General features: G+C 43.0%; 22 protein-coding genes and 1 other RNA gene. 15 read left to right on the plus strand and 8 right to left on the minus strand.

Annotated features, from left to right (window positions below):
- Nucleotides 1-12: 12 nt before the first annotated feature.
- Together FKX85_RS11895 and FKX85_RS11900 are read right to left on the minus strand one after the other, a co-directional pair.
- Entirely contained in the window at nt 13-1,554 is a 1,542-nt protein-coding gene (locus FKX85_RS11895; RefSeq protein WP_141614940.1) for a RagB/SusD family nutrient uptake outer membrane protein, read from the minus strand.
- A 22-nt stretch (nt 1,555-1,576) separates the two neighbouring features.
- Entirely contained in the window at nt 1,577-4,660 is a 3,084-nt protein-coding gene (locus FKX85_RS11900) for a SusC/RagA family TonB-linked outer membrane protein (RefSeq protein WP_141614941.1), read from the minus strand.
- A gap of 917 nt (nt 4,661-5,577) precedes the next feature.
- Here FKX85_RS11900 and FKX85_RS11905 point away from each other — a divergent pair.
- From FKX85_RS11905 to FKX85_RS11915, 3 genes are read left to right on the plus strand one after another with little or no spacing between them, the layout of a single operon-like run.
- Nucleotides 5,578-5,790: a carboxypeptidase-like regulatory domain-containing protein gene (locus tag FKX85_RS11905; RefSeq protein ID WP_141614942.1), complete on the plus strand. Its 213-nt coding sequence runs from the start codon at nt 5,578-5,580 to the stop codon at nt 5,788-5,790.
- Between the two features lie 35 nt (nt 5,791-5,825).
- Nucleotides 5,826-8,792, plus strand: a complete 2,967-nt coding sequence (locus FKX85_RS11910; protein ID WP_229239839.1) for a SusC/RagA family TonB-linked outer membrane protein — start codon at nt 5,826-5,828, stop codon at nt 8,790-8,792.
- Between the two features lie 17 nt (nt 8,793-8,809).
- A complete protein-coding gene (locus FKX85_RS11915; protein ID WP_168196255.1) occupies nt 8,810-10,174 on the plus strand; it encodes a SusD/RagB family nutrient-binding outer membrane lipoprotein in 1,365 nt (454 codons plus the stop codon).
- A 234-nt stretch (nt 10,175-10,408) separates the two neighbouring features.
- On the opposite strand, the gene FKX85_RS11920 is transcribed toward FKX85_RS11915, so the two are convergent.
- Entirely contained in the window at nt 10,409-12,304 is a 1,896-nt protein-coding gene (locus tag FKX85_RS11920) for a 7TM diverse intracellular signaling domain-containing protein (RefSeq protein WP_229239603.1), read from the minus strand.
- Nucleotides 12,305-12,444: 140 nt separating this feature from the next.
- Between FKX85_RS11920 and FKX85_RS11925 the strand changes: the two genes are divergently transcribed.
- The 3 genes from FKX85_RS11925 to FKX85_RS11935 all read left to right on the plus strand — a co-directional run bounded on the left by FKX85_RS11925 (nt 12,445) and on the right by FKX85_RS11935 (nt 13,969).
- Nucleotides 12,445-13,341, plus strand: a complete 897-nt coding sequence (locus tag FKX85_RS11925; RefSeq protein ID WP_141614945.1) for a flavin reductase family protein — start codon at nt 12,445-12,447, stop codon at nt 13,339-13,341.
- Between the two features lie 104 nt (nt 13,342-13,445).
- The gene (locus FKX85_RS11930) at nt 13,446-13,697 is read left to right on the plus strand and encodes a type II toxin-antitoxin system Phd/YefM family antitoxin (protein ID WP_141614946.1); all 252 of its coding nucleotides are present in this window, start codon (nt 13,446-13,448) and stop codon (nt 13,695-13,697) included.
- Between the two features lie 113 nt (nt 13,698-13,810).
- Entirely contained in the window at nt 13,811-13,969 is a 159-nt protein-coding gene (locus tag FKX85_RS11935; protein ID WP_141616783.1) for a Txe/YoeB family addiction module toxin, read from the plus strand.
- Between the two features lie 46 nt (nt 13,970-14,015).
- Here FKX85_RS11935 and FKX85_RS11940 read toward each other — a convergent pair whose 3' ends face one another.
- From FKX85_RS11940 to ffs, 4 genes are all read right to left on the minus strand, one after another.
- On the minus strand, nt 14,016-14,714 hold the full coding sequence (locus FKX85_RS11940; RefSeq protein ID WP_141614947.1) for a cell division ATP-binding protein FtsE: 699 nt from the start codon (nt 14,712-14,714) through the stop codon (nt 14,016-14,018).
- Between the two features lie 5 nt (nt 14,715-14,719).
- On the minus strand, nt 14,720-14,923 hold the full coding sequence (locus FKX85_RS11945) for a fructose-6-phosphate aldolase (protein ID WP_141614948.1): 204 nt from the start codon (nt 14,921-14,923) through the stop codon (nt 14,720-14,722).
- Nucleotides 14,924-16,110: 1,187 nt separating this feature from the next.
- Nucleotides 16,111-16,770, minus strand: a complete 660-nt coding sequence (fsa, locus tag FKX85_RS11950) for a fructose-6-phosphate aldolase (RefSeq protein ID WP_141614949.1) — start codon at nt 16,768-16,770, stop codon at nt 16,111-16,113.
- 247 nt (nt 16,771-17,017) lie between these two features.
- Nucleotides 17,018-17,108: signal recognition particle sRNA small type (gene ffs, locus FKX85_RS11955), an RNA gene on the minus strand.
- 141 nt (nt 17,109-17,249) lie between these two features.
- Here ffs and FKX85_RS11960 point away from each other — a divergent pair.
- Nucleotides 17,250-17,558: a hypothetical protein gene (locus FKX85_RS11960; protein ID WP_141614950.1), complete on the plus strand. Its 309-nt coding sequence runs from the start codon at nt 17,250-17,252 to the stop codon at nt 17,556-17,558.
- A 10-nt stretch (nt 17,559-17,568) separates the two neighbouring features.
- Here FKX85_RS11960 and FKX85_RS11965 read toward each other — a convergent pair whose 3' ends face one another.
- The gene (locus FKX85_RS11965) at nt 17,569-17,796 is read right to left on the minus strand and encodes a ligand-gated ion channel (protein WP_141614951.1); all 228 of its coding nucleotides are present in this window, start codon (nt 17,794-17,796) and stop codon (nt 17,569-17,571) included.
- A gap of 384 nt (nt 17,797-18,180) precedes the next feature.
- On the opposite strand from FKX85_RS11965, the gene FKX85_RS11970 reads away from it, so the two are divergent.
- The 8 genes from FKX85_RS11970 (at nt 18,181) to trpA (ending at nt 25,448) form a co-directional block, all read left to right on the plus strand.
- Nucleotides 18,181-19,590, plus strand: coding sequence for an anthranilate synthase component I family protein (locus FKX85_RS11970; RefSeq protein ID WP_141614952.1), 1,410 nt, complete (start codon nt 18,181-18,183; stop codon nt 19,588-19,590).
- Nucleotides 19,591-19,620: 30 nt separating this feature from the next.
- Complete coding sequence (locus FKX85_RS11975; protein WP_141614953.1) at nt 19,621-19,944, plus strand: four helix bundle protein; 324 nt, start codon at nt 19,621-19,623, stop codon at nt 19,942-19,944.
- 130 nt (nt 19,945-20,074) lie between these two features.
- Nucleotides 20,075-20,644, plus strand: a complete 570-nt coding sequence (locus tag FKX85_RS11980; RefSeq protein ID WP_141614954.1) for an anthranilate synthase component II — start codon at nt 20,075-20,077, stop codon at nt 20,642-20,644.
- 213 nt (nt 20,645-20,857) lie between these two features.
- Entirely contained in the window at nt 20,858-21,874 is a 1,017-nt protein-coding gene (trpD, locus tag FKX85_RS11985) for an anthranilate phosphoribosyltransferase (RefSeq protein ID WP_141614955.1), read from the plus strand.
- Between the two features lie 3 nt (nt 21,875-21,877).
- The gene (gene trpC / locus FKX85_RS11990) at nt 21,878-22,696 is read left to right on the plus strand and encodes an indole-3-glycerol phosphate synthase TrpC (protein ID WP_141614956.1); all 819 of its coding nucleotides are present in this window, start codon (nt 21,878-21,880) and stop codon (nt 22,694-22,696) included.
- A gap of 2 nt (nt 22,697-22,698) precedes the next feature.
- A complete protein-coding gene (locus FKX85_RS11995) occupies nt 22,699-23,325 on the plus strand; it encodes a phosphoribosylanthranilate isomerase (RefSeq protein ID WP_141614957.1) in 627 nt (208 codons plus the stop codon).
- Between the two features lie 42 nt (nt 23,326-23,367).
- Complete coding sequence (trpB, locus tag FKX85_RS12000) at nt 23,368-24,546, plus strand: tryptophan synthase subunit beta (RefSeq protein ID WP_141614958.1); 1,179 nt, start codon at nt 23,368-23,370, stop codon at nt 24,544-24,546.
- Between the two features lie 125 nt (nt 24,547-24,671).
- The gene (trpA, locus tag FKX85_RS12005) at nt 24,672-25,448 is read left to right on the plus strand and encodes a tryptophan synthase subunit alpha (protein WP_141614959.1); all 777 of its coding nucleotides are present in this window, start codon (nt 24,672-24,674) and stop codon (nt 25,446-25,448) included.
- Nucleotides 25,449-25,589 lie beyond the last annotated feature (141 nt).

Here is a 25,589-nt window from a genome sequence, read left to right on the forward strand (position 1 = left end):
TTTTATCGATTCTTATTGATTGCTAGCTTCTTTTAGCTGGGGAAGGATATCCTGTTGATCAAGTGGGTAAGGCAGGAACCTGTCGCCTTCTTGGAAGGTTCTTCCGCCGTAGTTGAGTTCGCTTGTACGGTCATGCCTTACCAAGTCGAAGAAACGAACACCCCACTCCATGCCAAATTCGGCAAATTTCTCATCCAGTACCTCATCCAAGGTGACCCCGCTCAGCATTCCAAGGTTTGCCCTGGACCGCACCGCATTTACCGCTTCATCTGCTGACATGGCACTGCTGGAAGCACCACTCACCAATGCTTCTGCATGTACCAAAAGGATTTCGGCGTATCGGATGGCAATCATATTTTTGTTTTCACCATAATTAAATCTCCCTGGTGTCAGCTGGGTAGTGGGTAGATAGTGCTTGCCGCTTAGGAATTTGTACCGAGGGGCGTTGCCAAAAGTATCGCCATCAGGGGTGATATTGGTGACCCAATTGGGTAAATTTGCATAGTCAGGATCCGACTCAATGTCACTGATACCGTCTGGGGTGAAAAGGACAGTAGTCGTTAAACGCTTACGGTCATTTCGGTCAAGCATGAACTTGACGTATTTTTCGGTAGGTTCCCAGAAGCCCCATCCGCCACTTGACCCGGGTACGGCGGGCTGCCAGCCTATCGCTTGAGGACCGTATACCTGCCATGGGAATCTGTCGGATGTACCACTCTCAGCACCATAATCTGAGTATTGAAATTCCAGGATGTTCTCATTATTTAGTTTTCCAGGAATTTTAAACAGCTGGTAGTAATCCGTTTCCAACATAAATTCCCCGCTTTCAATGATCGCCCCGGTAGCGTCAGCGGCCCCTTGATAATTTTCCATTTCCAAGTTGGCCAAGGCTTTAATGGCCAAGGCTGTGTAGCGGGTCACACCACCCCTGATATCCGAACGTTGGTTGGGATGAACATTTGGGAGACTTGGCATGGCCTGATCCATCAGGTCGGAAATGTATTGCATCACCCCATTATAAGGCGTGAGTTCCACATCATAAAGAGCGTTAGGGTCTGAACTTTCGGGAATCAGGATATTGTTCCAAAGCCTGGCCAGTTGAAGCAAGTTATAGCCTTTCATGACTTGGATCTCGGCGATATATTGACTGGCTTTTGAAGCACTTGCCCCCGCTTCCTGGTATTTTTGGATCTCTTCGATAGCACCATTCCAGTAGATAATATCGGAGTACATGTTTAGCCAAGTGGAATTATAGATCCAGAAGCTTCTGTCATAATCGTAGGTGTCTGTTTTAAACAAGGGCTCCTGGTCACCCGCCGGGTTGGCATCATCGCCGCGTACTGAGATAAGCGGAAAGGTTTCCCACTGAAATCCATAAAGCTCAGCATATGCGCCATTTAGCAAAAGAACCATGTTTTGGGATTGGGAATAATCAGTTCCTTCTGCCAGAATTTGGTTTTCCAGCGGAGCATCCAGGTATTCGCTACAGGAAAAGGTGGTCATCAAGGTTAAAGCCGTGACCAATGTGATCAGTTTATATTGAAATTTTTTCATGACTGTTCTTAGGTTATTGGTTTTAGAACTTGACATTTAATCCCACGGTATATACAGCAGGGATAGGGTAGGTCTGTCGGTCAATGCCGTTGTCCACCTCTGGGTTAAAACCATTGTAGTTGAAAATGGTCAATGGCCGTTCTGCTGTCAGGGTGATGCGCGTTTCCGGCATGATTACTCCCATCACTTCCTTGTTCAGCAAGGAGTAGGACATGCGTACGTTTTGGACCCTGAAAAAAGAACCGTCTTCCACAAAGTAATCACTGAAATTCTGGTTCCATCCTTTTCGCAGGCCGGCAGCAGAAGGGTACTTATTGGAAGTACCTTCTCCTCTCCAGAGATTGGTGGCCAAGTCCGCATCGATGTTAGTGTCATTAGTGAAAATCATTTCACCCCTTTTTCTGTTCAGGATACTATGGCCAGATTGTCCTTGGATAAGGACCGAAAAGTCAAGGTTCTTATACCTGAAGCCAAGGTTGCCACCGTAAGTGAGTTCTGGTAGATAAGAGCCAAGAACCACTCTGTCGAGATCATCGATGACCCCATCACCATTTTGGTCCTTAAACATAAAGTCACCAGGCACTAGGTCATTTTCGGCCAAAAACTGTTCTGAATAGCCACTATTGGAGATGTCTGATTCGTTCTGGAAAACCCCAGCTACCTCATAGCCATAAAATGCCTGGTAAGGCTGGCCTACGATGGATCGTTGGCGGAATTCAGCCTGGCCGGAGTTAAGGTACTCAGGACCGCCAAGTCCTTTGACGGTGTTTTGCAGGGTGGCAAAGTTACCGCCGATGTAATACGAGAAATCCTCGGAAACTTTGTTTTCCCAGTTTAAGGAGACCTCCAAGCCTTTGTTTTGGATCTCTCCAACACTTCTCCGCACGGAACCTCTAAACAAGGGCTGCAATACGGTTACTGCTAGACTTTGGGTGTTTCTAATATAGTAATCTGCTTCCAGCGATAGCCTATTTTGGAAGAATTTAGCCGTCACTCCAAAGTTAGTTTCTTCTGTGGTCTCTATCTTATCGATCAGGTCATAGGTGGGATCCAATCTAAAACCAGGAACACGTACATCATTGAAAGCATTGTTGGTTCCTTGTAGAGTAGGTTGTCCCACAGATGGGTTGATTCCGTCGTTCCCAAGCTGGCCCCAAGAAGCCCTGAATTTAAGGAAGTCGATGCCTTTTACATCAAAAAAATCTTCCTCTGTAGCTACCCAGCCGGCACCAAGGGTGAAGAAGTCCTCACTGTCCACCTGGAATTTATTGTAATTGTCCTGACGATAGGTGGCGTAAAGCAAGTATTTTTCCTTATAGTTATAAGCTAATCTACCAAAGAAAGAAAGGTAAAATATGCGACTACCGCCATCTGAGACCGTATTGATATCATTGGCTTGGCCATTGTTCAGGTACCATAGTTCCTCATTGTTAAAGGTAGGATTGGGATCCAAGTCGTTTCGGTTTCCACTGAGGACTTCGTAGGTTTCACTTCTGAAAGATTGCCCTAGTGTAGCGGTAATACCATGGTCACCGAAAAAGTCCTTATAAGTAAGGTAGTTATCTATGATCTGGTCAAAGTAGGTTTGGTTTGATCTGGAAAGACTTGAAAGTGGATCCAGTACCCCGTCATTGTAGGCGAAGTTGACATTTCGGGCATTGACCATATTGAGCTTATAACTATAAGCAGATCGGAAAGTTAGTTTATCGGGAATGAAAGTCAGCTCCGCATGGAGATTGCCATTGATTTTATTGACCTTGTTCCTGTTGTCATTATATAGCAGCGGATAGAAAGGGTTTTGTCTTCCCCTGTAGCCGAGTCGTTGTGCATTGGACAGTGGGACTGGAGATGCACCAAATTCCTCATCATATTTGGGCAGAATAGGTACGGCAAAATAGGCGTTGAACCAAGCTGCGTCAGAGCCTACGTACTGTTTGGCGGTACTGAAGGTGAAGTTACCACCCACGGTAATCCACTCTTTTACCTTGGAGTCGATGTTGGCGCGGATGTTTACCCGCTCGTATTCATTTCTGGTTTCATTGAGCAACCCATCCTGGCTAAAATAGCTGCCACCGATGGAGTATCTGGTTTTGGCACTACCGCCTGAGAAGGTCAAGGTGTGGTTTTGGATGGGGGCAGGGCTCATGATCTCATTATACCAATCGGTGTTGACCGCAGGAATGCCGGGGTCTATCCGGCTCCTTCCATAGGCCTGCATGGCATTGTCTACAAACTCCATGTCAGGAACTGAGCCTGTTTCATTGACGTACTGTACAAATTGCTGGCTGTTGGCCATCTTGAGTACATTTTGAGGATTTTGTACCCCGTAATATCCGTCATAGACGATTTCCGCTTCCTGCTCGTATTCACCGGATTTGGTTTCGATCAGTACGACCCCATTGGAGGCCCTGGCACCATAAATGGCAGATGCTGAAGCATCTTTAAGTACTGAGAGGGTTTTGATGTCATTGGAGTTGAGGAAGTCGATGTTGTCAAAGAACATTCCATCCACTACATATAATGGTGCTCCTCCTCCTTCAAAGGAGCCGATACCTCTCACCCTTACCGTAGGGGAAGCACCAGGCGCGCCCTTGCTGACGATCTGTACGCCGGCTACTTTTCCTTGTAGTGATTGCATGGCGTTAGAACTTGGGGTTTTGACCAGGTCTTCGGTTTTAAGTGTGGTGATGGCCGAGGTCATTTCCTTCTCTTTCTGTGCACCATAACCGATGACAACAACTTCATCGAGACCCGTCAATTCTTCTTGGAGCGTAATGTCCAGTTGGGATCTCCCGTTCAGGGCGATGGTTTGGGGCTCGAATCCGATAAAAGAAAATTTCAATGTGGCATCGGGAGAGCTGAGGGTAATCGAATACTTGCCATCCAAGTCAGTAATGGTCCCATTGCTGGTGCCTTGTTCCAGGATGTTTACTCCAGGGATGGGTTCACCACCTTGGTCGAGGACTGTTCCCGTAACACTGGCATCTTGCGCGGTGCCTAGCTTGATCATCGCAAAAAATACCATGATCAATATCATGAAAATTTTCCCTGAGTAGGATACGTTGGGTTTCCATGATTCCTTACTTATGCGTAAAAGCTCAATCATAAGTGTTAAGATTTTGGGTTTTAGAATAGGTGAACTCAAACGTTTGCATTTTGCATCGTTTGATTTAGAAAAGGTATAAGAAAGAAAAATGGTAACGCTAAAAAATGTTAAAATCTTGGTGTTTTGGACGGTGTTGGAAGTGGGGATTTAGTTCTGAAATTCATGGATAAATAACAATAAAATAGCTTTAATTGAGCGAATTAGGTGGATTTTGAGTTATCGTATCTCGTTAAAATACTATAGTGTATAAGTTTAGCATTAATAATCTCTATTTTTTTGCGAATTGATAGTGAAATGCATTTCAGGGACAGAACAAACTTAGTTAATATGCAAGATTTTTATTTACCAAATAATCCTAATGTCCACAGATAGATTCAACACCCCGTTACTATCTGCCGTAAATGGATCCAGATGAGATTAGTCATGGGGATGAGGATGTGGGATGGAATCCATGGCTTATTCCTGAATGGTTTGAAATGATGGAGTAAACCAGTTTTGAAGTAGATTTAAAATATAAAAATTTTTACCAATTACATGTTAAAAATAAATATTACACTAAATTACTATCTTGTTTTAATTCATTTTTAAATAATATAAGTGATTTTAACCATAATAAATTTTGATAATTAAATAAAATCAGTATTATATTTTATATTATGAGTATTATGATTTATTTTTGTTCCATCCTGTATCATTCTCGCGTAGAGCAAAGCAAGCATTAATAAGGTTTTGTTTTATCAAAGTCAATTATTAACCAATATGAAATCAATAACTGTAAATTGATTGAGTTACCGTTACATGAGTTCGGTGGTTAAGAAGCTTTTCTATAAAGTTTTCAAAAATGAGATTCACATCAATTACGCGCTACAGGAGAGATAGTGGAGTGGATATTATTACTAAACCCAAATATATCTAATATGAGAACAATGATTACTGGTTTTTTAACGCTAATACTGGCGTTAATCGTGCAATTTACCTTTGCACAAGAAAAGATTGTAACGGGCACTGTGATAAATGAGGATGGTGTCCCCTTGCCGGGAGTTAGCGTGGTAATAAAGGAAACCTATGATGGTGTTACTACGGATATTGACGGTAATTACTCTATCAAAGTAAATAAGGGGATGTCCTAGTCTTTTCATTTATTGGCAAAAAGACCGAAGAACGGATTGTAGGTGAGTCCACTAAGATTGATGTCACTTTAGGAGCCGATGCCAAAGAACTCGGAGAAGTGGTGATCACCGCCTCAGGTTTGGAAGCCAACAAAAGTAGTCTGGGGTATGCGGTGCAGAATGTGGATACTCAGGAAATTCTGGATTCCAAAGAGCCTAACCTGGTCAATGCTCTGAATGCTAAAGTAGCTGGGGTTCAGGTGACCTCTTCCGCCGGAACGCCCGGAGCTTCCTCTAGCATCAGAATCCGGGGGAGTGTCTCTGTCAACAAAAGCAACCAACCTCTGTTTGTAGTAGACGGAATTCCTATTGATAATTCCACCGGTGGCGGCGGGAATACCGCGGGTGGTGTTACAGAATCCAACAGGGCCATAGATTTGAACCCAAACGACATTGCTTCCCTGACAGTACTAAAAGGTGCTGCTGCTACCGCACTCTATGGGGTAAGGGCTGCCAATGGGGCAATAGTGATTACAACTAAAAAGGGTAAGGCCGGAAAACCGGTTGTAAAAATTTCTACAACTTATGCAGTGGATAAAGTCAACAAACTACCCAAAAGACAGAATATCTATGCTCAAGGTGCATTTAAAGATGGTGTGGCCACCTATCGCGGACCAGAAACCGCGGAAGGAGATTCTTGGGGGCCAATGATTTCAGAGTTGGAATTTGATGGGGATGATGGTTATTTCTTTGATAAAGGAGGGAAACTTGTCCCTAAGGGTACTGGAAACGGTGTGCCCGCCAGAGCATACGATCCCTATAGTTTCTTTGAGAATGGTAGAACGATAAATTTAAATGCTTCTGTTTCCGGCGGAAATGAGACAACTCGTTACTATTTCTCAGGGGGAAGATTGGATCAAAAAGGGGTAATACCCAATGCCTCTTTTCAAAGAACATCCTTCAGGAGCAACCTTGAAGTAGATATTTCTGAAAAATTGTCTGCTACCATGTCTGCGAGTTTCTCTAATTCCGGAGGATTTAGGGTGCAGCAAGGATCAAATATCAATGGCATTATGCTGGGCTTGCTGAGAAATACACCCACGTTCGATATTGGTAATGGACTGTCGGGACAGTCTGCTGCAAATGAGGAATCTACCTATGTCAATCCAGATGGATCGCAGCGATCTTATCGGTGGGGAGTATATGACAGCCCCTATTGGACGGTTAATAAAAACCCGACAGAGGATAATGTCAACAGAGTCATCGGAATAGCGGGATTGAAATATGAAATAAACAAAAGTCTATACTTATCCTATAAGCTAGGAATCGATCATTATTCCGAGGCAGTCATTAGTGCTTTGGATATTAACCTCGGCGGTTTTGGTAACAACGTAGGATCAGTTACGCAGCGATTTGCCGGAAACTCGGATGTCACTTCCGATTTGGTTTTTGGGTTCAATCATGAGTTGGTCGATGGACTTACCATGACGGGATTGGTCGGATATAATTTGTTTAATTCGCACTATACCCAACAGGAAACTTTCGGGAATACATTAGCTGCGCCGAATTTTTATCATATCAGTAATGCGGCAGATCTTACGGCAGATGAGGATATTTCTCGTAAGCGTATCCATGGTCTGTACAGTACACTGGATTTTTCTTACAATGATTGGGCTTTCCTGAATCTTACCGGTAGAAATGACTGGTCTTCGGCATTGCCAAGTGATAATAATACCTACCAGTCTTATTCGGTAAGTACAGGGATTGTATTATCGGAAGCTATTGATATCCGCGATTCATTTTTGGATTATTTGAAGCTTAGGGCGTCCTACGGGGTAATAGGGAACGATGCCCCTATTTATTCCACCGCCAATATTTATTCCCAGGCAGAATCAGATGGTGATGGGTTTATTTCATCCGTTGAATATCCCTCTTACGGAACAAATGCCTTTGAAAGAGGAACATTGCTGGCCAATCCACAATTGACTCCGGAAAGGGCGACTACCTATGAGGTAGGAGGAGAAGTTCGCCTCTTTAATGGAAGATTTGGCCTGGATGTGACTTATTTCAATACTCAGTCAGAAGATGTCATAATCGAAGTTCAAACCTCAGCCACTACAGGATATCTTGAATCAGTATTGAATTCTGGGGAAATTCTCAATAAGGGCTGGGAAATAATCGGTAGTTTCACACCGGTTGAAAGTTATGATTTTCGCTGGGATATAGAGGGTAATTTTACCAGTATGGAGAACACTGTCGAGCAGTTGGCAGAAGGATTGGATAGGGTGTTTCTGGCTGGGTTTACCTCTACTTCTGCTTCGTTGGTCACCGGTATGCCATACAGTACCATATGGGGAGATGGTTTCCAAAGGGCAGATGACGGCAGAATGATCATAGGAAGTGATGGGTGGCCGCTTGCCGATCCGGAGAAAAAAGCCCTTGGCGACCCAAATCCGGATTTTACGCTTGGCTTGAGAAATTCATTTGAGTACAAGGGGATTCGCCTTTCCGCATTATTGGACTTCAGAAAAGGAGGGGACGTTTGGTGCGGAACCTGTGGGATTATGGATTATTTCGGTACTTCGCAGCTTTCTGCGGATGAAAGGAACGATAAGATCGTTTTTGACGGAGTGATCAATACCGGCACCAGTGATAATCCTGTTTACGTGGAAAATGACATTTCCGTACCGATAGCACAAAGTCCAACTGCATCTGAAGGTGAGTTTTATCGAAGAAGATATGGATTTGGCGGAATAACAGAAATGAACATTTGGGATGGCTCTTGGATGCGGTTAAGGGAACTTACCCTTTCCTATACATTGCCCGATAACCTTTTAGACGGGATTGGGCTGCTGGAAGGTGCGGGATTATCCGTTACCGGAAGAAACCTTTGGCTGAAGACGGACTATCCCGGAATTGACCCGGAGACTAATTTAACAGGTAATTCCAATGGATATGGCCTGGATTATTTCAATTCTCCGAACACCAAGAGTGTTTCCATGACGCTTAATCTTACGTTTTAATGAAAAATTTATTTGAAATGAAGAAATTATATAATACATACATATCTCTCTTCTTAGTTGTTCTCTTTTCATGTGAAAACACCCCTTTTGATGAGCTGAACAATGATCCAACAGCATTGACAGAAGTAGACTTAAACCTCATGTTACCGGAGGTGCTGAGCTCTTCTATGTTCAATGAAGGTGGCGGTGGTCCAAGGGCAATTGGTATTATCATGCAGCAATTTATAGGGCTGGATGCGCAACAGATTGATTACACTCAGTATATACTTGGAACAGATCTCTTGAATAATTATTGGAGAGGTGGCTTGTATGCCGGAGTGCTAAGAAGTTGTGATGTGATGATCAAGCAAGCCCAGCAAGAAGATGCTCCCTTCTATGAAGCCGTTGGGAAAGTGGTCATGGCCAATCAATATGGAATCAGTACCTCCTATTTTGGAAGTATGCCATTTACAGAAGCTCTTCAGGGTGCTGAAGTATTTCAGCCTAAATACGATACGCAAGAAGCAGTCTATATGGGGGTCATTCAAATGCTTGACGAAGCTATAACAATTCTTTCAGGAGAACCGATCGGGTATGCAGGCGGGGATTTGATTTATGATGGTAATGTCAAAAGATGGTTAAAGACTGCCAAAGCACTGAAAGCAAGATTCTTGATGCATCAGACTAAAAGGAATTCGTCAAATTATTCGGCGGCCCTGACTGAATTGGGCGGCGCATATACTTCCATAGAGGAGCAGTCGGATTTCCAGTTTGAAACCGCCCAGATTTCAAATTATTCGCTGGCAAAATTTGGTATAGAGAGACCTAGTACATTAGGGATAGACAGTAGATTTGCTGAAATGATGAAAGGAGATCCGAGACGGCCATTCTACATGTTCCAGGATGGTGATGGAGTATGGCAATACTTTGGTAGTGATGCCAATTTGCCGTATTCCAAGAGTGATGCCAAAATACCGATGATTTCTTTTGCAGAGGTTAAATTTATGGAAGCAGAGGCATTATTAGAAACAGGTGCTGATCCGGCTATGGCCTTAAAAGAGGCTATTGTGGCTAGTTTCGACCAATGTGGTGCCGACGGAGGTGAAGCGTATGCGGATGCGGTAATTACAGAAGGCATAGACAAAGAGACAATCATAGTCGAAGCCTATAAGGCGTATTATGGAACGGCTTTTCATGAAACTTGGGTGAACTACAGGAGAACAGGTTTCCCAGTTCTGGAAGCTAACCCTAATGGATCCAATGGATTTAATCCTTCAGGTGTGGTGCCGAAGAGGTTTTTATATCCCGATAGTGAGTTTCAAACCAACATGGAAAATGTTACGGCAGCACAGAAGGCTCAAGACGGAGCTTTGTTGGATGTAGCGCTTTGGGCGTTTGAGTAAACTTATTTTTGTTTTACACCTTATATTATGAATAAGGAATTACGGTAAAGCACATATGCGGTTGATTTAATTTTGAAAAGAACAGGTAGTGTCTATCTGTTCTTTTTTTTTACAATAATTGAATGGTATAAGTCTAACCACTTCAACCAACAGGAGGGTTTGTTTGACTATACAATAATTAATCAGGCAGTTAGACCATTCGACACAGTCCTGCTCAGTACTTTATGCTACTTTCTATTTTTTTCCGTTCACTTTTTCCTCCACTATGATCAGGATATCATCCCAATGTGGATTTTTGATATTATGGGCTTCGATATTTTGGCGGGTTTTTTTGCGGAAATTCCAAACAGTATTTTTACGGAGCTCCAGCAATTCAGCCAGTTCCTCCAATGTCCGTTTTTCCGTGTTTGCTATCAGCTCGTAAGCAATAAAAAATGCTTTTTCGAGCGGGAACTTGACGCCGTGGAAAATGGTGCCAGCAGTGACCGAGTCGATATGACCGCATTTCGAGCACCTTCTGGTAAAGAGTTTGGGGCCTTTGGAGCTTTTGCTGTTTCCACAATGCCTGCACTCATAGCCTTTGCCCCATTTGAATTCTTCCAGATAGCGAAGACAGGCAGATTGGTCAGGAAAGATGCGCTGAAATTCCTCGAAGGAAAGGAGTTTATTGCTCAGTCTGGCTTGGAAGGATTCCTTGATACTGCTTTTGAGTTTCCAGTTGTCTCTGTCCAGAAGTGAGTTGATGCGCTTAATCTCTTCGTCTTTTTCTGTCAGCTGCTGATTGTAGTCTTCCAGTAGCTTGTTTTTATGCGCTAGTTCTTTAGTTCTTTCGCTTACTTTAACTTCCAGTTCCCTGTTGACTTTTTCCTTAAGGGCAAAATTATCTTCCATTTGCCTTATGGTTCTTCGCATCGCTCGGTCTCTATTGTCTTTTAGGATTTGGATGCGGTCGCCGAGTGCAAAGGTCAGCAATAGCATTTCCACCAAAAAGGCAAGATGAAGGCTATAGTAGACCAGTGTCATGTGTGGTATGATGGCGGCATTGACCAGTACTTTGACCACCACGCCGACAAATAGCACGCCATAGGCGATTACGAAGAATCGGGCCACTTTATATCCCCTCGTCCAGATGTATACGCTGGCAAAGAAGATGAAGAAGAAGGGAATAATGTCATAATACCTGATCTCAAATAGCTTTGGATCCCAGAGCAGGGCAATAAGGAAAATAATGGATTTGATCGCCAAGATGATGATCAGGACTTTGTGAATCAGGGGAGATCGAAACCGTGTATTCAGAAACTTGATCGAGAACAATATGGCCCATAACACAATGGAGAAGCTAAAGACACCATTGGCAATTTGGTTCCATTTTGGGAAATTGGGCCATAGGTACTGGAACGCGATACCGTCTACACTAAGGGCATAGATCCCCACACTGATCAGGTAGAAGGTATAGTAGAGGTATTTGGTTTCTCTGATCACCGTATAGACGAGAAGATTGTAGAGACCAATGATCAGGATCATGCCATAGAAGACTCCATAGGCAAAATACTCGTTTAATGCATAAAAGATAAAGCGATTGATCGAGCGGATGGCAATTCGTATGTCCGCTTTTTGGTGGGATTGGATTTTGACATAATAGTTGCTGATCCCATCACTGTTGTTGTTTATGAGCAATTCAAAGTTTTTATGCCTGAAATTCCTGGAACCGAAGGGTATAGCGTCTCCCATAATGATTTCATCATATTCCCCCTCGCTATTGGGAGCATATACTTCCACCACATCAATGGTCTGATCGTAGAATTCCATCAACCACTTTTTGGTGCTATTTGGGGTTTTGTCTATAGAAAGTTTTACCCAATAGGTATTGTCAATGTTAAATTTATTCTTGTTGAAAGATGGTCGGATTTTGAAGTTATCTTGAAAATCAGGTTGGACAATATCTCCAAATTCCAAGGTGTTGGTAGTGTCTTCGAAGAATTCCAGCTGGGCAATGGAAAAAATACGTTCGTCCAGGCTATCGTCTATTTTAAGCGTAGAGCTACCGGAAATTCGCTGTGCGTGGGCGATGTGAATGCCTACCATTGCCGTGAAGATCAGTAGGGACAGCGTTAAAATGGTGTGCTTCATTAGGGTTGCGTTAGTTGTTTTTTTTCAGGCGATCTTTCCTTAAATTATACTGTGATAACGATTACATCTTCCCAAAGTTAAACAATTCCACTTATTGACTGGAGGTTTGGTGAAGAAGGATCACCTTTGATCGTGCAATTATGATAAGAACAATAGATCCCCAAAAAGTTTCAGTAGGAGCATTTCATAGCTATATGTTAGGCGCAATAGCCCCCCGGCCAATTGCCTTTGTGAGCACCATGGACAGTGCCGGCCAGGTCAACCTGAGCCCGTTCAGTTTTTTTAATGCCTTTGGCTCCAATCCTCCTTTGGTGGTCTTTTCCCCGTCCAGAAGGGTCAGGGACAATACAACCAAGCATACGCTGGAAAACGTCAGGGAAGTCCCCGAAGTAGTTATTAATATCGTCAATTATAAGATGGTACAGCAGATGTCCTTGGCCAGCACGGAATACGAGAAGGGAATCAATGAATTTGTGAAAGTAGGACTGACAGAGACGAAATCCGTAAACGTAAAGCCGCCCAGGGTAAAAGAGGCCCCAGTTGCATTTGAATGTAAAGTACTCGAAGTCGTGCCGATTGGGCAAGAAGCTGGAGCCGCCAACTTGGTGATTTGTGAGATCCTTTTGGCACATATTGATGAGTCGGTATTGGATGAGAATGATCAGATCACGCCTGGTAAACTGGATGCGGTCGCCAGAATGGGAGGGGACTGGTATTGCAGGGCAAATGGGGAGGCACTTTTTAAAGTCAAAAAACCACTCAAGACAAAAGGGCTTGGGGTCGACCAGCTTCCGGAAAAAGTTCGGCTCAGTGTGGTGTTGACAGGGAATGACCTGGGAAAACTGGGGAATGTGGAAAGCTTCCCTGATGAAGTAGCCATCTATGATTACGCCCGACGACCAGAGATCGAAGAAATGTTGGTCAGGTTTCAAAATGACAAAGAGAGCTTGATCTTTCATCTCCATGAGTATGCTAAGGAACTGCTGGAAGAGGATAAGGTTGAAGAAGCTTGGTTGGTTTTGTTGCAGGTAGAGTAGTTTAGTGCGCAAGTGTATAAATTGGTTTTTTATGTGTTTTGTTTTTGTTGAACTAATATTTTTATATTTGTGTACCTTATATGGTACATGATAAATAAAGCAATATGTTAGTGATCAGTTCAAGAGAGTTTAGAGACAATCAGAAAAAATACCTGGATATGGTGGATAATAACCAACATATCATAATCCAGCGAGGAAAAGACAAAGCGTATGTGCTTTCTCCAGTGAGCGAGTCAGATGAGTATTTTATGGATCCCAAGGTTAAGGAACATGTTTTAAAGGGAATTGCCCAGCATAAAGCGGGAAAAACAACAAAGGTTGACCCTCAGGACTTTGACAAGCTTCTTGGGCTATGATTTACGAAATAGCCTTCACTGATGAAGCGTTAGAAGATATATCAAAGCTCAAAAAAGCAGGGAATTTAGCAGTGATTAAAAAATAAGACGTTTACTTGATGAGTTGAAAATCCATCCTTAATGATGGTACTGGAAAGCCAGAAAGGCTCAAGCACGATTATCATGGCTATTGGTCACGTAGAATTAACAGGGAGCACCACTTGGTATATGCGATTGAAGAAGGTAGAGTAGTGGTTACCATTGTTTCAGCATATGGGTATTATGAAAGGTGACGAATAATCTCTTGAGCTTTTTTGCTTTTATCCTATAGAAAGAACTTCATTTTATAATTTCTGTAGTCTTGGAATCCAGTAATTTTCCTTTTTCACATTTAAGAATTCTGTAGGGGTATTTGTTGAGCAAATCATGGTTATGAGTGGCCATAAGTACTGCCGTTCCCTGTTTGTTGATTTCTTGAAAGAGCTTAAAGATACCATCGGCCACTTCTGGGTCGAGATTTCCGGTAGGTTCATCAGCCAGGAGGATGGAAGGGTGATTGAGCAGGGCACGGGCAATGACTACACGCTGCTGTTCGCCACCGGAAAGCTGATGGGGCATTTTGGTCGCTGCACCACCTAGTCCGACCCGCATGAGCACCTCTACCATTCTGGTTTTCATCTTGGATTTGTCCTTCCAACCAGTGGCACGCATGACGAAATAAAGGTTTTCGGCAACCGTCCTATCTGTAAAGAGTTGAAAGTCCTGAAACACGATTCCAAGTTTTCTCCGGAGGAAGGGGACTTCTTTGGTTTTGATCTTCTGAAGGTCATATCCAACGATTTTACCATAGCCCATTTTCAGGGGCAGATCGGCATAAAGCGTTTTTAGCAAGGAACTTTTGCCGCTGCCAGTTCTTCCGATTAGAAAAACAAATTCATCTTTATCAATATCAAAGGAAACATCTTGTAAGATAGCAGTAATGCCTTGGAAGATGCAGGCCTTATCAAGGCGGACAACAGGTTCACTGGAAAATACCATATTTTTTACAGTTCTAGCTTTTGTAATTTACCAAAGGGGAGTTCTCGGATCAAACTTTCCATTTCTTCTTCTTTCCCTTCCAAACCAAATTTTTCCAGGTTTTTGAGTGGGCGATCAGCTCTAAAATAAGCTACAAGCACAAAGTTTTCATCCCTGATTTGAATGTAATCGGGTATTTTGGCTTTGCCCTTGACCTTGATGATATACATAAGAATAATTGGCTGTGTTTAGAAGACGAAATTTAAATGATAACGCTATGAGATAAAAATATTATGCTAATTTAAAATGAGAAATCATAAATTATTGAAGGATGGAATTTGGAACTAAGCAATATTTCTGGCGGAGAAAGGTATCCGTTCATGTGATATGTCGCCACGAAGTCGCCAAGACATGAAGTGTTTTGTAGGAGTATTCCAAATTTCATGGAAAACAAACAGTCTTGGGCCTTAGAGCTTTGTGGCTTACACGCATCTTATTCGTTACCAAGCTAGCCCATCTAACGGCGGGGCAGACCCACTGACATTGATATACCACTTAATAAGAAAAGACCCAAACCTCTATGCCGCCCGTGCTTTAACAAGTGGCCTGCTTTTTTTGCCACGAAGGCTCGAAGTCACAAAGTGAATTGGTTGGGAAGTGTCGTGCAGTCTGCACCTTTGTTTCCCCAAAAAAAATAGTGCCTTGGTGACTTTGTGGTTTACCGTATCTTATTCGTTACCAAGCTAGCCCATCTAACGGCGGGGCAGACCCACTGACATTGATATACCACTTAATAAGAAAAGACCCAAACCTCTATGCCGCCCGTGCTTTAACAAGTGGCCTGCTTTTTTTGCCACGAAGGCTCGAAGTCACAAAGTGGATTGGTTGGGAAGTGTCGTGCAGTCTGCACCTTTGTTTCCCGAAAAAATAGTGCCTTGGTGACTTTGTGGCTTACACGCATCTTATTCGTTACCAAGCTAGCCCATCTAACGGCGGGGCAGACCAATTGGCATTGATATACCACTTAATAAGAAAAGAACCGACCCTTTATGCCACCCGTGCTTTAACAAGTGTTGAGTTAAAAACTCACTGCTTGCGGTTCCGCTGCACAGCTGCTGGAACAATAGGGTATACCGTAGCGGTGCTACGCTCACACCTCCAAACCAACTGATTTTCATGAAGCTCTTTCCGATATTCCTCGAAGGATTTCGGGACAGGCTACTACAATTTCATAAAGCGGGTTGTGCGGTGCCTGTGTTCCTCTACCTATTGCTACAGTATAAAATAAAATGATCATTTACGAACATCAGCGAATATCTGCCCAATCTGCAATATCTGCTTGCTATCAAAAAAAAAACCACCACCCCGAGCATCATTCGATGACAGGATGGTGGAAAAATATAAAGCTTTCCTCAGTTTATTTTCCTGCTGCCTTAGCGTGGTCTGCCAAGAATTTAGCAAGCCCTGAGTCTGTAAGTGGATGGTTTAGTAAACCAGTGATCACTTTCAGTGGACAAGTGATCACGTCCGCACCGATTTCGGCACATTTGATCAGGTGCATAGTGTGTCTCAAGGAAGCAGCCAATACCTGGGTATCGTAGCCGTAGTTTTGATAGATATGGACGATCTGCTCTATCAGGTCTAGTCCATCAAAAGAAATGTCATCTAGACGGCCGATAAACGGAGAAAGGTAGGTAGCGCCTGCTTTTGCTGCCAAGATTGCCTGACCTGCAGAAAACACCAAGGTACAGTTGGTTCTGATGCCTTCACCGCTGAAGTACTTGATAGCTTTCACACCATCTTTGATCATGGGAACCTTTACGACAATCTTGTCGTCTATTTTGGCAAGTTCTTTACCTTCTTTGACCATGCCGTCAAAATCGGTAGAAATAACTTCTGCACTTACCTTGTCATCTACGATGTCACAAATGGCTTTGTAGTGAGCTCTTACGTTATCGTCTCCTGTGATGCCTTCTTTGGCCATCAGGGAGGGGTTAGTGGTTACACCATCCAGTACACCTAGGTCATAGGCTTCTTTGATTTCATCGAGATTGGCGGTGTCAATAAAGAATTTCATTTGTAAAACGGTTTTTTGGTTTTGATGAATATGGTTGGTCATTGCCTGTGTTGACCGACAATGACAATTAATACAATCCGCAAATTTTACCAAATATTATAGTAAAATGCTAAAAGAACACTCATTGCTTTCCTTTTGAAAGCGATATTTTACCTGATTAATCCCTTTAGAGTGGTAAAGTTAGGTGTTTATTTTGAAAGATGGTTAAAAATAATAAATGTATTTTTTACATTTATAAAAAAAGGCAAAAAAGAAGCGGCATCGCACCGCTACAACCGCCTACCCTTGCTTCCTTCCGGACCTGGGGGATTTGGCAGGAGCTGGTCGTGCCGCTTGAGTACAAAGGTACGTCAAAAACTTTCCCGTACAAAACTCCAGGCCAAAATAAATCGTCTCCTTTATTAAAGTATTCAAAATCAACTGAAAAATCTTTGGCAATATTATTGCGGATGTATCGTTAATTAAAAATTTTAAGTATTATGAAAAAATTGTTGTTTATTCTGCCCATTTTATCGATTACACTTTTCGTAGTCAGCTGTTCTTCGATGAAGGGAGCTCCTAATTACAAAGTAGGCATGGAAGAAAGTGATTTTCTAAAAGTCCACCCAGATGCAGTGATCAGCAACTTGGAGGGAGAGCAAAAGACCTATCGTGTGGTCAGGGATGAACGGTTTTATCTTTTAGCGACATTTGAGGATGAGCGATTGGTAAAACTGGAGGAAAAAGAATTACCACCATACTGGAACAAGAAAACTGCTCCTGATGCAAGTGAAGATCAAAAGCAGTAAGTGGAAAGATTTAGGCCAAGCCCTTTAGGTACATATTAAATTCCAAGGGGCTGCAAGACTCAAATTCGTCCACTTCAAGATCATCATAGATTTCGTCATCGAATTCCATGATGGTCTTTTCTATTTTACCGGAAGGGTGTATGATGAGTTCGATTCCTGTAAAGTCAGCAGGGTTAACCTTGACGAGGACTTTATAATCTTCAAATGTCCTTTTGAAATATTTAGGGAGATTATCCATAAAGAGGGAGATTGTAAGTTAATTAGGACAAAGGTAATGGATTTTTCGAAGTGGAGAAGTGTGATGGAGTAGCAATGAAGGGTAAATAGCACCATATGAATACGGTGAAAATCGCATGTTATTCCTAACGGTCAAACGGGGAGACGAATATTTTTGTGAAATTTTGTAGTAAATGTTTTTTGCAAATAGAATCCATTTTTATATTTGCCTGAAGATAAAAAAATGAAACAATTCAATACTCAATATTGGTGGTGGCAAATGGAACTTCTGACTGGGAAGAACAGCTGACCATTGCCTATATGTAAAAGAGTAAAAAATATTACCTTATAAGGCTTGCTGGAATTCCCCGGTAAGCCTTTTTTTATTTTATTCGATAGTTTAACCATGGACACACTACAAAGATTTAAGATCAACACACGGTACAAGAAACGACTGGCGGACACCATTACCCCAGTGAGTATTTACCTACAAGTGAGGGACAAGTTTAAAAACCCTATCCTACTGGAGAGTTCTGATTATCATGGCCAGGACAATAGCTATTCGTACATATGTTTCAATCCTATGGCTACTTTTTCTTTTGATGGAAAGACCATAAGGGAGACTTTTCCAGAGGAAGGGAAAAACCAATATGACTTGAAAAAAGGGGATAAATTGGTGGATAAACTGAAAGCCTTTTCATCCAGGTTTGAAGAGGAATCCAATGATTTCAAATTTATCACCAACGGTCTTTTTGGTTATATGCAGTTTGATACGGTGGGGAGTTTTGAGGACATCACACTGGAAAATACCAAGGAGTCTGCTGTGCCGCAGGCTTTTTATGCAGTCTATAAGAATGTCATTGTGGTCGATCACTTTAAGAATGAACTCCATATTTTTGATTATCATATTAATGGCGAAGATGACCGGATAACAGAAATCGAAACCCTTCTGAACAACCGCAACATCCCGACCTATTCGTTTAAGTTGGACGGAGAGGAGACTTCCAATTATACCGACAACCAGTTCTTGGATATCCTTCGTCAGGGCCGAGAACATTGTTTTAAGGGGGATGTCTTCCAGATAGTGCTTTCAAGGTGCTACACCACAGGTTTTAAGGGAGATGAGTTTAATGTTTATCGTGCATTAAGGTCCGTTAATCCTTCTCCGTACTTGTTTTATTTTGATTACGGCTCTTATAAGGTTTTTGGAAGTTCTCCTGAAGCACAGATTGTCGTGAAGGGCAGAAAGGCTACGATTTATCCTATTGCAGGGACGTTTAAACGAACAGGGAATGACCTGGCGGACGCCGAATTGGCCACCAAACTTTACGATGATCCAAAAGAAAATTCGGAGCATGTGATGCTGGTGGACCTGGCCAGGAACGACCTGAGCAGGTCATCAGAAAAAGTAGAAGTAGAGGTGTTTAAAGAAATCCAATATTACTCCCATGTCATCCACTTGGTGTCAAAAGTAACGGGCATGCTGCCTGAGACGGCTAATCCCCTTCAACTAGTAGCGGATACTTTCCCGGCGGGGACGCTTTCAGGCGCTCCCAAATATAGGGCAATGGAGATCATCGACAAGCTTGAAAACACCAGCCGTAAATTCTATGGAGGTGCCATTGGCTTTTTGGGATTCAATGGAGACTTTAACCATGCTATCCTGATCAGGTCATTCGTATCCGAAAACAACAAGCTTCGTTTCCAAGCTGGAGCCGGGGTAGTGGCCAAATCTTCCATCGAAAGCGAACTTCAAGAAGTCACCAACAAACTCCAAGCCCTCCGCGTCGCCCTCAAAGCCGCCGAAGAAGTTTAAGGATTAAAAAAAATTAAGAATTGGAAAATTATGGCAAAGAATGACTGCTTTGAGGAATTGGATGTTCGGAAGTATGCTGCTGAAATTGGAATAGAAGTCTATGATTTAGTTGATAAATTACCATTATCTAAGGACTTTAAATCAAGAGACCAATTAAGTGGGGCTGCAATTTCAATATCAAACAATATTGCAGAAGGCTTTGAGTACAATGACAACAAGAATTTTATCCGATTTCTAGAATACGCAAAAGGTTCTGCAGGGGAGTTAAGAAGCCAAGCATTTGTTTTGTCCAAAGCCGGTAGAATAAAAGAAGATGACTATTGGGATTTAAAAGAAAGCCTTTTAAATATTTAGAAGGAAATTAAAGGGTTTATTAATTACTTAAGGGCATTTGAAAAAAAAATAAAATGAGATGAGGAAAATGGATGTTGGAAATAAATAATTTTTCAATTTTTAAATTTTTCAATCTTTCAATCAAGATACCATGAAAATACTAGTACTCGATAATTACGATTCATTTACATATAACCTGGTGTATATCATCCGTGAGCTGGGGTATGGAGCAGCGATGGACGTCTTCCGGAATGATAAAATCAGTGTGGAAGATGTGGCAGCTTACGATAAGATATTGCTGTCACCGGGACCAGGGGTTCCTGCCGATGCGGGCATCATGCCGGAGCTGTTGAAGAAGTATGCCGCTAAGAAAGATATTCTTGGCGTTTGTCTGGGGCATCAGGCTATAGGGGAGGCTTTTGGAAGTGGGCTAAATAACCTAACGGAAGTGGTGCACGGTGTTGCTTCTGAGGTGAAGGTATTACAGAAAGACCTGCTTTTTGATGGTGTGCCCGATAGCTTTAAAATCGGAAGGTACCACAGCTGGGTGATCGATGAGTCTACGCTGTCAGAAGACTTGGAAATTACGGCCAAAACTCCAGATGGACAGATCATGGCCGTAAGGCACAAGGAGTATAAAGTGAGAGGGCTGCAGTTTCATCCAGAAAGCGTGCTGACGGAGCACGGAAAGCAGATTGTCCAAAACTGGATAAATAGCTGATCTTTGGCAGTTAATCAGTAAATTACACGGAAATAAGCAACCATCATCTAAAGCCAGTGCTTTGGAGTAATAATAAGTTTGATCATGAAATCGAGCATGACCATAACGTCTCATAGAGGGATGATTATCAACTTGCGGGATTCTCCCGAATTAAGCCTGAGGCAGACAGGTTCGGGACAGGCTATTTGACCATTGAAAATGAACTAAAAGCAGATGAAAGAGATTCTAAATCACCTAATTGAACATAGGACACTAGGCAAGGCAGAGGCGAAGGAAACGTTGAAAAAAATAACCTCAGGCGAGTATAACCAAAGCCAAATGGCGGCTTTTATGACCGTCTACATGATGAGGAGCATCACGGTGGAGGAATTGGAAGGATTCCGTGAAGCAATGCTCGAACAGTGTATCCCTGTAGAAATTGCAGAGTATGACGCCATGGACCTGTGCGGTACCGGCGGAGATGGGAAGGATACTTTTAATATTTCCACCCTTTCCTCCTTTGTGGTAGCCGGTGCGGGACAAAACGTAGCCAAACATGGTAATAACGGGGTTTCTTCCATTTGCGGATCCTCTAACTTATTGGCGCATTTTGGTTATGAATTCACCAATGACATCGATGTGATCCGGAAAAACCTTGATGAAGCGGGGATTTGCTTTCTACATGCGCCGCTTTTTCATCCGGCGATGAAGAATGTCGGTCCTATCCGAAAAGAATTAGGCGTGAAAACTTTCTTTAACATGCTTGGGCCGATGGTAAATCCCAGCTTTCCAAAGAAACAATTGGTCGGGGTGTTTAGCTTGGAACTGGCGAGGCTCTATGGCTATTTGTATCAAAATAGCCGTGTAGACTTCAGTATTTTACACTCGTTGGATGGATATGATGAGGTTTCGCTTACCGGGGATTTTAAAATGGTCTCCAATGGCGGCGAGCGACTGATCTCTCCAGAGTCTATCGGCTTGCCCAAAGTAAATCCTTCGGCAATTGAAGGAGGCAAAACGATCGAGGAATCTGCTAAAATCTTCCAAAATATCCTCAAAGGGGAAGGAACGCAAGCCCAGCGGGCAGTGATCCTGGCCAATGCCGCAGCGGCACTGGTTACTGCTGATCAATCAATGGACTTTGAAGAAGGTATTGCCAAGGCGACGGCTTCTCTGGACAGTGGCAAGGCCCTTCAAACGTTCAAAAATTTGGTCAACCCAAAAACATCTGTTTCACTAGCAAAACCATAATCCATGAATATACTTGACAAAATCATTGCCCATAAAAAGGAAGAAGTAACTGAACGCAAAGGCTTGGTGCCCACAAAAATGTTGGAGCGAAGCATTTTCTTTGAAAGTAAGGTGGTGTCCATGAAGAAATATGTGACTGATCCCGAGAAAACCGGTATTATCGCGGAATTCAAGAGAAAGTCCCCTTCCAAAGGCGCTATCAACAGTGCAGCAAAAGTGGAAAAAACCAGCATCGGATATATGCAAGCAGGGGCTTCGGCATTGTCCGTTCTGACAGACAAGGAGTTCTTTGGTGGTTCCAATGAAGACTTGACCACTGCTAGACGGTTCAATTTCTGCCCTATTCTGAGAAAGGATTTTATCATCGACGAATACCAAATCGTGGAAGCCAAATCAATAGGGGCAGATTGCATCCTGTTGATTGCTGCGGCACTGGAACCAAAGCGGTTAGAGGAACTGGCTGCCTTTGCGCACAAGCTGGGACTGGAAGTACTGATGGAAGTGCACGACCAAGAGGAACTGGACCGGTCACTGAACGATCAGCTGGATTTGGTGGGGGTCAATAACAGAAGCTTAAAGACTTTTGAAGTATCGTTGGATACCTCTTATGGTTTGGTAGGTAAAATTCCTGATAAATTCGTGAAAATTTCTGAAAGTGGGATTTCTGATCCCCAGACCTTGGTAGACTTGAAGAAAGGGGGATTTGATGGGTTCTTGATAGGGGAGAACTTTATGAAATCCATCAGGCCACATCAGGCAGCCTATAACTTTATGAACAAATACAGGGAGTTAAGCCCAGATTTCAAAACGGAAACAGTTTGACCATGTTAGTGAAAGTATGTGGTATGCGCGATGTAGAAAACATCAGGGAGCTGGACGAAAAGGTTCAGCCAGACCTGATGGGGATGATTTTTTATCCAAAATCTTCTCGGTATGTCGCTGATGCTTCCACTATTCCATCCACCAAAGCCGCCAAAGTGGGCGTGTTCGTGAATGTGCCGATGGCAGAGATAGTAACGAAAGCCAATGATTTTGGCCTGGCCTATATCCAGCTTCATGGTGATGAGGATGTGGCTTTTGTGGCGGACCTGAAGAAGCAGATTACTGCTGATATCATAAAGGTTTTCAGGGTTACAGGGGAGGTAGACTGGACGTATTTAAAAGGCTTTGAGCCGCACGTAACATATTTTCTGTTTGATACGGAAACGAAGGGATATGGAGGATCAGGAAAACGGTTCGATTGGGAGCTTTTGGAAAAATATCCGTTGGAAAGACCATTTTTGTTAAGTGGGGGGATTCAAGAGGAAAATGTGGAGGAAATCAAGCATCTACAGCAAAAGCAGCCTAAGCTGGCAGGTGTGGATATCAATTCTAAATTTGAGCTTCATGCAGCCTTTAAAGATGTGGAGAAAGTCATCCGTTTTGTAAAGGCGTTACAAGAAAAAATATAAGCATTTAAATGTACCCTGCTTCAGGGAGTATTTGATAAAACTATGGTTAAAGTAGATGAAAAAGGGTTCTATGGGAAATTTGGGGGAGCTTACATCCCCGAAATGCTCTATCCCAATGTGGAAGAACTTAGGACCAATTATGAGAAAATTACCGAATCGGACGAATTCAAAGATGAATTTCATGCGCTTTTAAAAGACTATGTAGGGCGTCCTACACCTTTGTACTATGCCAAGCGGCTGTCTGAGAAATATGGTGCAAAAATCTATCTCAAGCGGGAAGATCTCTGTCATACAGGAGCCCATAAGGTGAACAATACCATTGGCCAGATCATTTTGGCCAAGAAGCTGGGGAAGAAACGTATTATCGCCGAAACCGGAGCTGGCCAACATGGGGTGGCTACGGCGACCGTTTGTGCCCTGATGGGGATGGATTGTACGGTCTTTATGGGAGCCATCGACATGGAGCGCCAAAAGCCCAATGTAGAGCGGATGCGGATTTTGGGAGCGAAAGTGGTGCCCGCCACTTCCGGCAGCCAGACGTTAAAAGACGCAACCAATGAAGCCCTCAGACAGTGGATCAATAATCCTGTGGACACCCATTACATTATTGGTTCGGTGGTAGGACCACATCCATATCCGGAAATGGTAGCGCGGTTCCAATCGGTGATCAGCGAAGAGATCAAATATCAGTTGAAAGAAAAAGAAGGCAAAGAAGACCCTGACTTGGTGATTGCCTGTGTAGGTGGTGGCAGTAATGCAGCTGGGGCTTTTTACCATTATTATAATACTCCTTCAGTTAGGTTAATTGCAGTCGAAGCAGCTGGACTAGGTGTAACCTCGGGAAAGTCCGCAGCGACTACTGCGTTGGGTACACCGGGAGTTTTACATGGCAGTAAGACACTCTTGATGCAGACCGAAGACGGACAGGTGGTCGAGCCGCATTCCATTTCTGCTGGGTTGGATTATCCAGGTATAGGCCCAGTCCATGCCCATTTGTTCGATTCGAAAAGAGGCGAATTCTTTGCCGTGGAGGATGAGGATGCGATGAAAGCAGGAATAGAGCTGAGCAGGTTGGAAGGAATCATTCCGGCGATTGAATCTGCCCATGCACTTTCGGCACTGAAGCAAGTGAAGTTTGGGGCAAGTGATGTGATTGTGATCAATCTGTCCGGAAGAGGTGACAAGGATTTGGATACATACATCAAGTGGGGAGGGTACTGAGTATAGCATATCAAGTAGCTAGTATCAAGAGCAAAGAGCAAAGAAAAAAGAGGATTGGCAGGAGAAGTTGGAGAAGTTGTGTTACCAATCTTCCGATTTTACAATTTCCAATCTTTCAATCAACTATGAACCGAATAGATCAATTATTTCAAGATAAGAAGGAAAACATCCTTTCCATATATTTTACAGCAGGTTTTCCCAAGTTGGAAGATACGCTCGCCATTATGGAAGCTATCGAAGAGGCGGGTGCTGATATCATCGAAGTGGGGATGCCTTATTCAGATCCTGTAGCCGATGGCCCTACCATTCAAGAAAGCAATAAAGTTGCCCTTGATAATGGCATGAACATGAAAAAGATGTTTCTACAGCTGGAGCAAATGAGGGAAACGGTGACGATTCCAGTGGTACTGATGGGGTACCTTAATCCTATTTTGCAATATGGTATAGAGGCATTTTGTAAGAAATGCAAGGAGGTGGGCGTGGATGGGCTTATTGTGCCAGACCTGCCTATTCAGCAATATCAGGATGATTATAAAGCATTGTTTGACGAATATGATCTTCGCAATACCTTTCTTATCTCTCCGCAGACCACTGAAGAGCGCATCCGTGAAATAGACCTACAGTCCGACGGGTTTATCTACATGGTGTCTTCCCACAGCATCACAGGGGCAAAATCAGGTATTTCTGATGAGCAAGAGGCGTATTTTGAAAGGGTCAAAAACATGAAACTGGAAAATCCACGATTGATAGGTTTTGGGATTTCAGACCATGCCACATTCTCCAAGGCTTCGGCCTACAGCAATGGTGCTATTATCGGCAGTGCTTTCATCAAAGTGATCAGGGATGCCAAAGACCTAAAAGCAGATATTAAAACATACATTCACGGAGTAAAGCAGGGATAGTATTGGGGGAGGATAAAGAGCCAAGAATGAAGTACCAAGTCACAAGCTCTTACCATCAAAAATTAATGGCTTAAAAGCAAAACAACGAGCCTGAAACCTTCAAACTTTACACGATTTAAACCTATTGACCTCCAAACTTTC

Source organism: Echinicola soli (assembly GCF_006575665.1).
GTDB lineage: Bacteria > Bacteroidota > Bacteroidia > Cytophagales > Cyclobacteriaceae > Echinicola > Echinicola soli.

Coding starts and splice junctions, on each gene's coding strand:
- FKX85_RS11895 (WP_141614940.1), bottom strand. CDS start 1,554: ATGAAAAAATTTCAATATAAACTGATCACATTGGTCACGGCTTTAACC.
- FKX85_RS11900 (WP_141614941.1), bottom strand. CDS start 4,660: ATGATTGAGCTTTTACGCATAAGTAAGGAATCATGGAAACCCAACGTA.
- FKX85_RS11905 (WP_141614942.1), top strand. CDS start 5,578: ATGAGAACAATGATTACTGGTTTTTTAACGCTAATACTGGCGTTAATC.
- FKX85_RS11915 (WP_168196255.1), top strand. CDS start 8,810: ATGAAGAAATTATATAATACATACATATCTCTCTTCTTAGTTGTTCTC.
- FKX85_RS11920 (WP_229239603.1), bottom strand. CDS start 12,304: ATGAAGCACACCATTTTAACGCTGTCCCTACTGATCTTCACGGCAATG.
- FKX85_RS11925 (WP_141614945.1), top strand. CDS start 12,445: ATGATAAGAACAATAGATCCCCAAAAAGTTTCAGTAGGAGCATTTCAT.
- FKX85_RS11930 (WP_141614946.1), top strand. CDS start 13,446: ATGTTAGTGATCAGTTCAAGAGAGTTTAGAGACAATCAGAAAAAATAC.
- FKX85_RS11940 (WP_141614947.1), bottom strand. CDS start 14,714: ATGGTATTTTCCAGTGAACCTGTTGTCCGCCTTGATAAGGCCTGCATC.
- FKX85_RS11945 (WP_141614948.1), bottom strand. CDS start 14,923: ATGTATATCATCAAGGTCAAGGGCAAAGCCAAAATACCCGATTACATT.
- fsa (WP_141614949.1), bottom strand. CDS start 16,770: ATGAAATTCTTTATTGACACCGCCAATCTCGATGAAATCAAAGAAGCC.
- FKX85_RS11960 (WP_141614950.1), top strand. CDS start 17,250: ATGAAAAAATTGTTGTTTATTCTGCCCATTTTATCGATTACACTTTTC.
- FKX85_RS11965 (WP_141614951.1), bottom strand. CDS start 17,796: ATGGATAATCTCCCTAAATATTTCAAAAGGACATTTGAAGATTATAAA.
- FKX85_RS11970 (WP_141614952.1), top strand. CDS start 18,181: ATGGACACACTACAAAGATTTAAGATCAACACACGGTACAAGAAACGA.
- FKX85_RS11975 (WP_141614953.1), top strand. CDS start 19,621: ATGGCAAAGAATGACTGCTTTGAGGAATTGGATGTTCGGAAGTATGCT.
- FKX85_RS11980 (WP_141614954.1), top strand. CDS start 20,075: ATGAAAATACTAGTACTCGATAATTACGATTCATTTACATATAACCTG.
- trpD (WP_141614955.1), top strand. CDS start 20,858: ATGAAAGAGATTCTAAATCACCTAATTGAACATAGGACACTAGGCAAG.
- trpC (WP_141614956.1), top strand. CDS start 21,878: ATGAATATACTTGACAAAATCATTGCCCATAAAAAGGAAGAAGTAACT.
- FKX85_RS11995 (WP_141614957.1), top strand. CDS start 22,699: ATGTTAGTGAAAGTATGTGGTATGCGCGATGTAGAAAACATCAGGGAG.
- trpB (WP_141614958.1), top strand. CDS start 23,368: ATGGTTAAAGTAGATGAAAAAGGGTTCTATGGGAAATTTGGGGGAGCT.
- trpA (WP_141614959.1), top strand. CDS start 24,672: ATGAACCGAATAGATCAATTATTTCAAGATAAGAAGGAAAACATCCTT.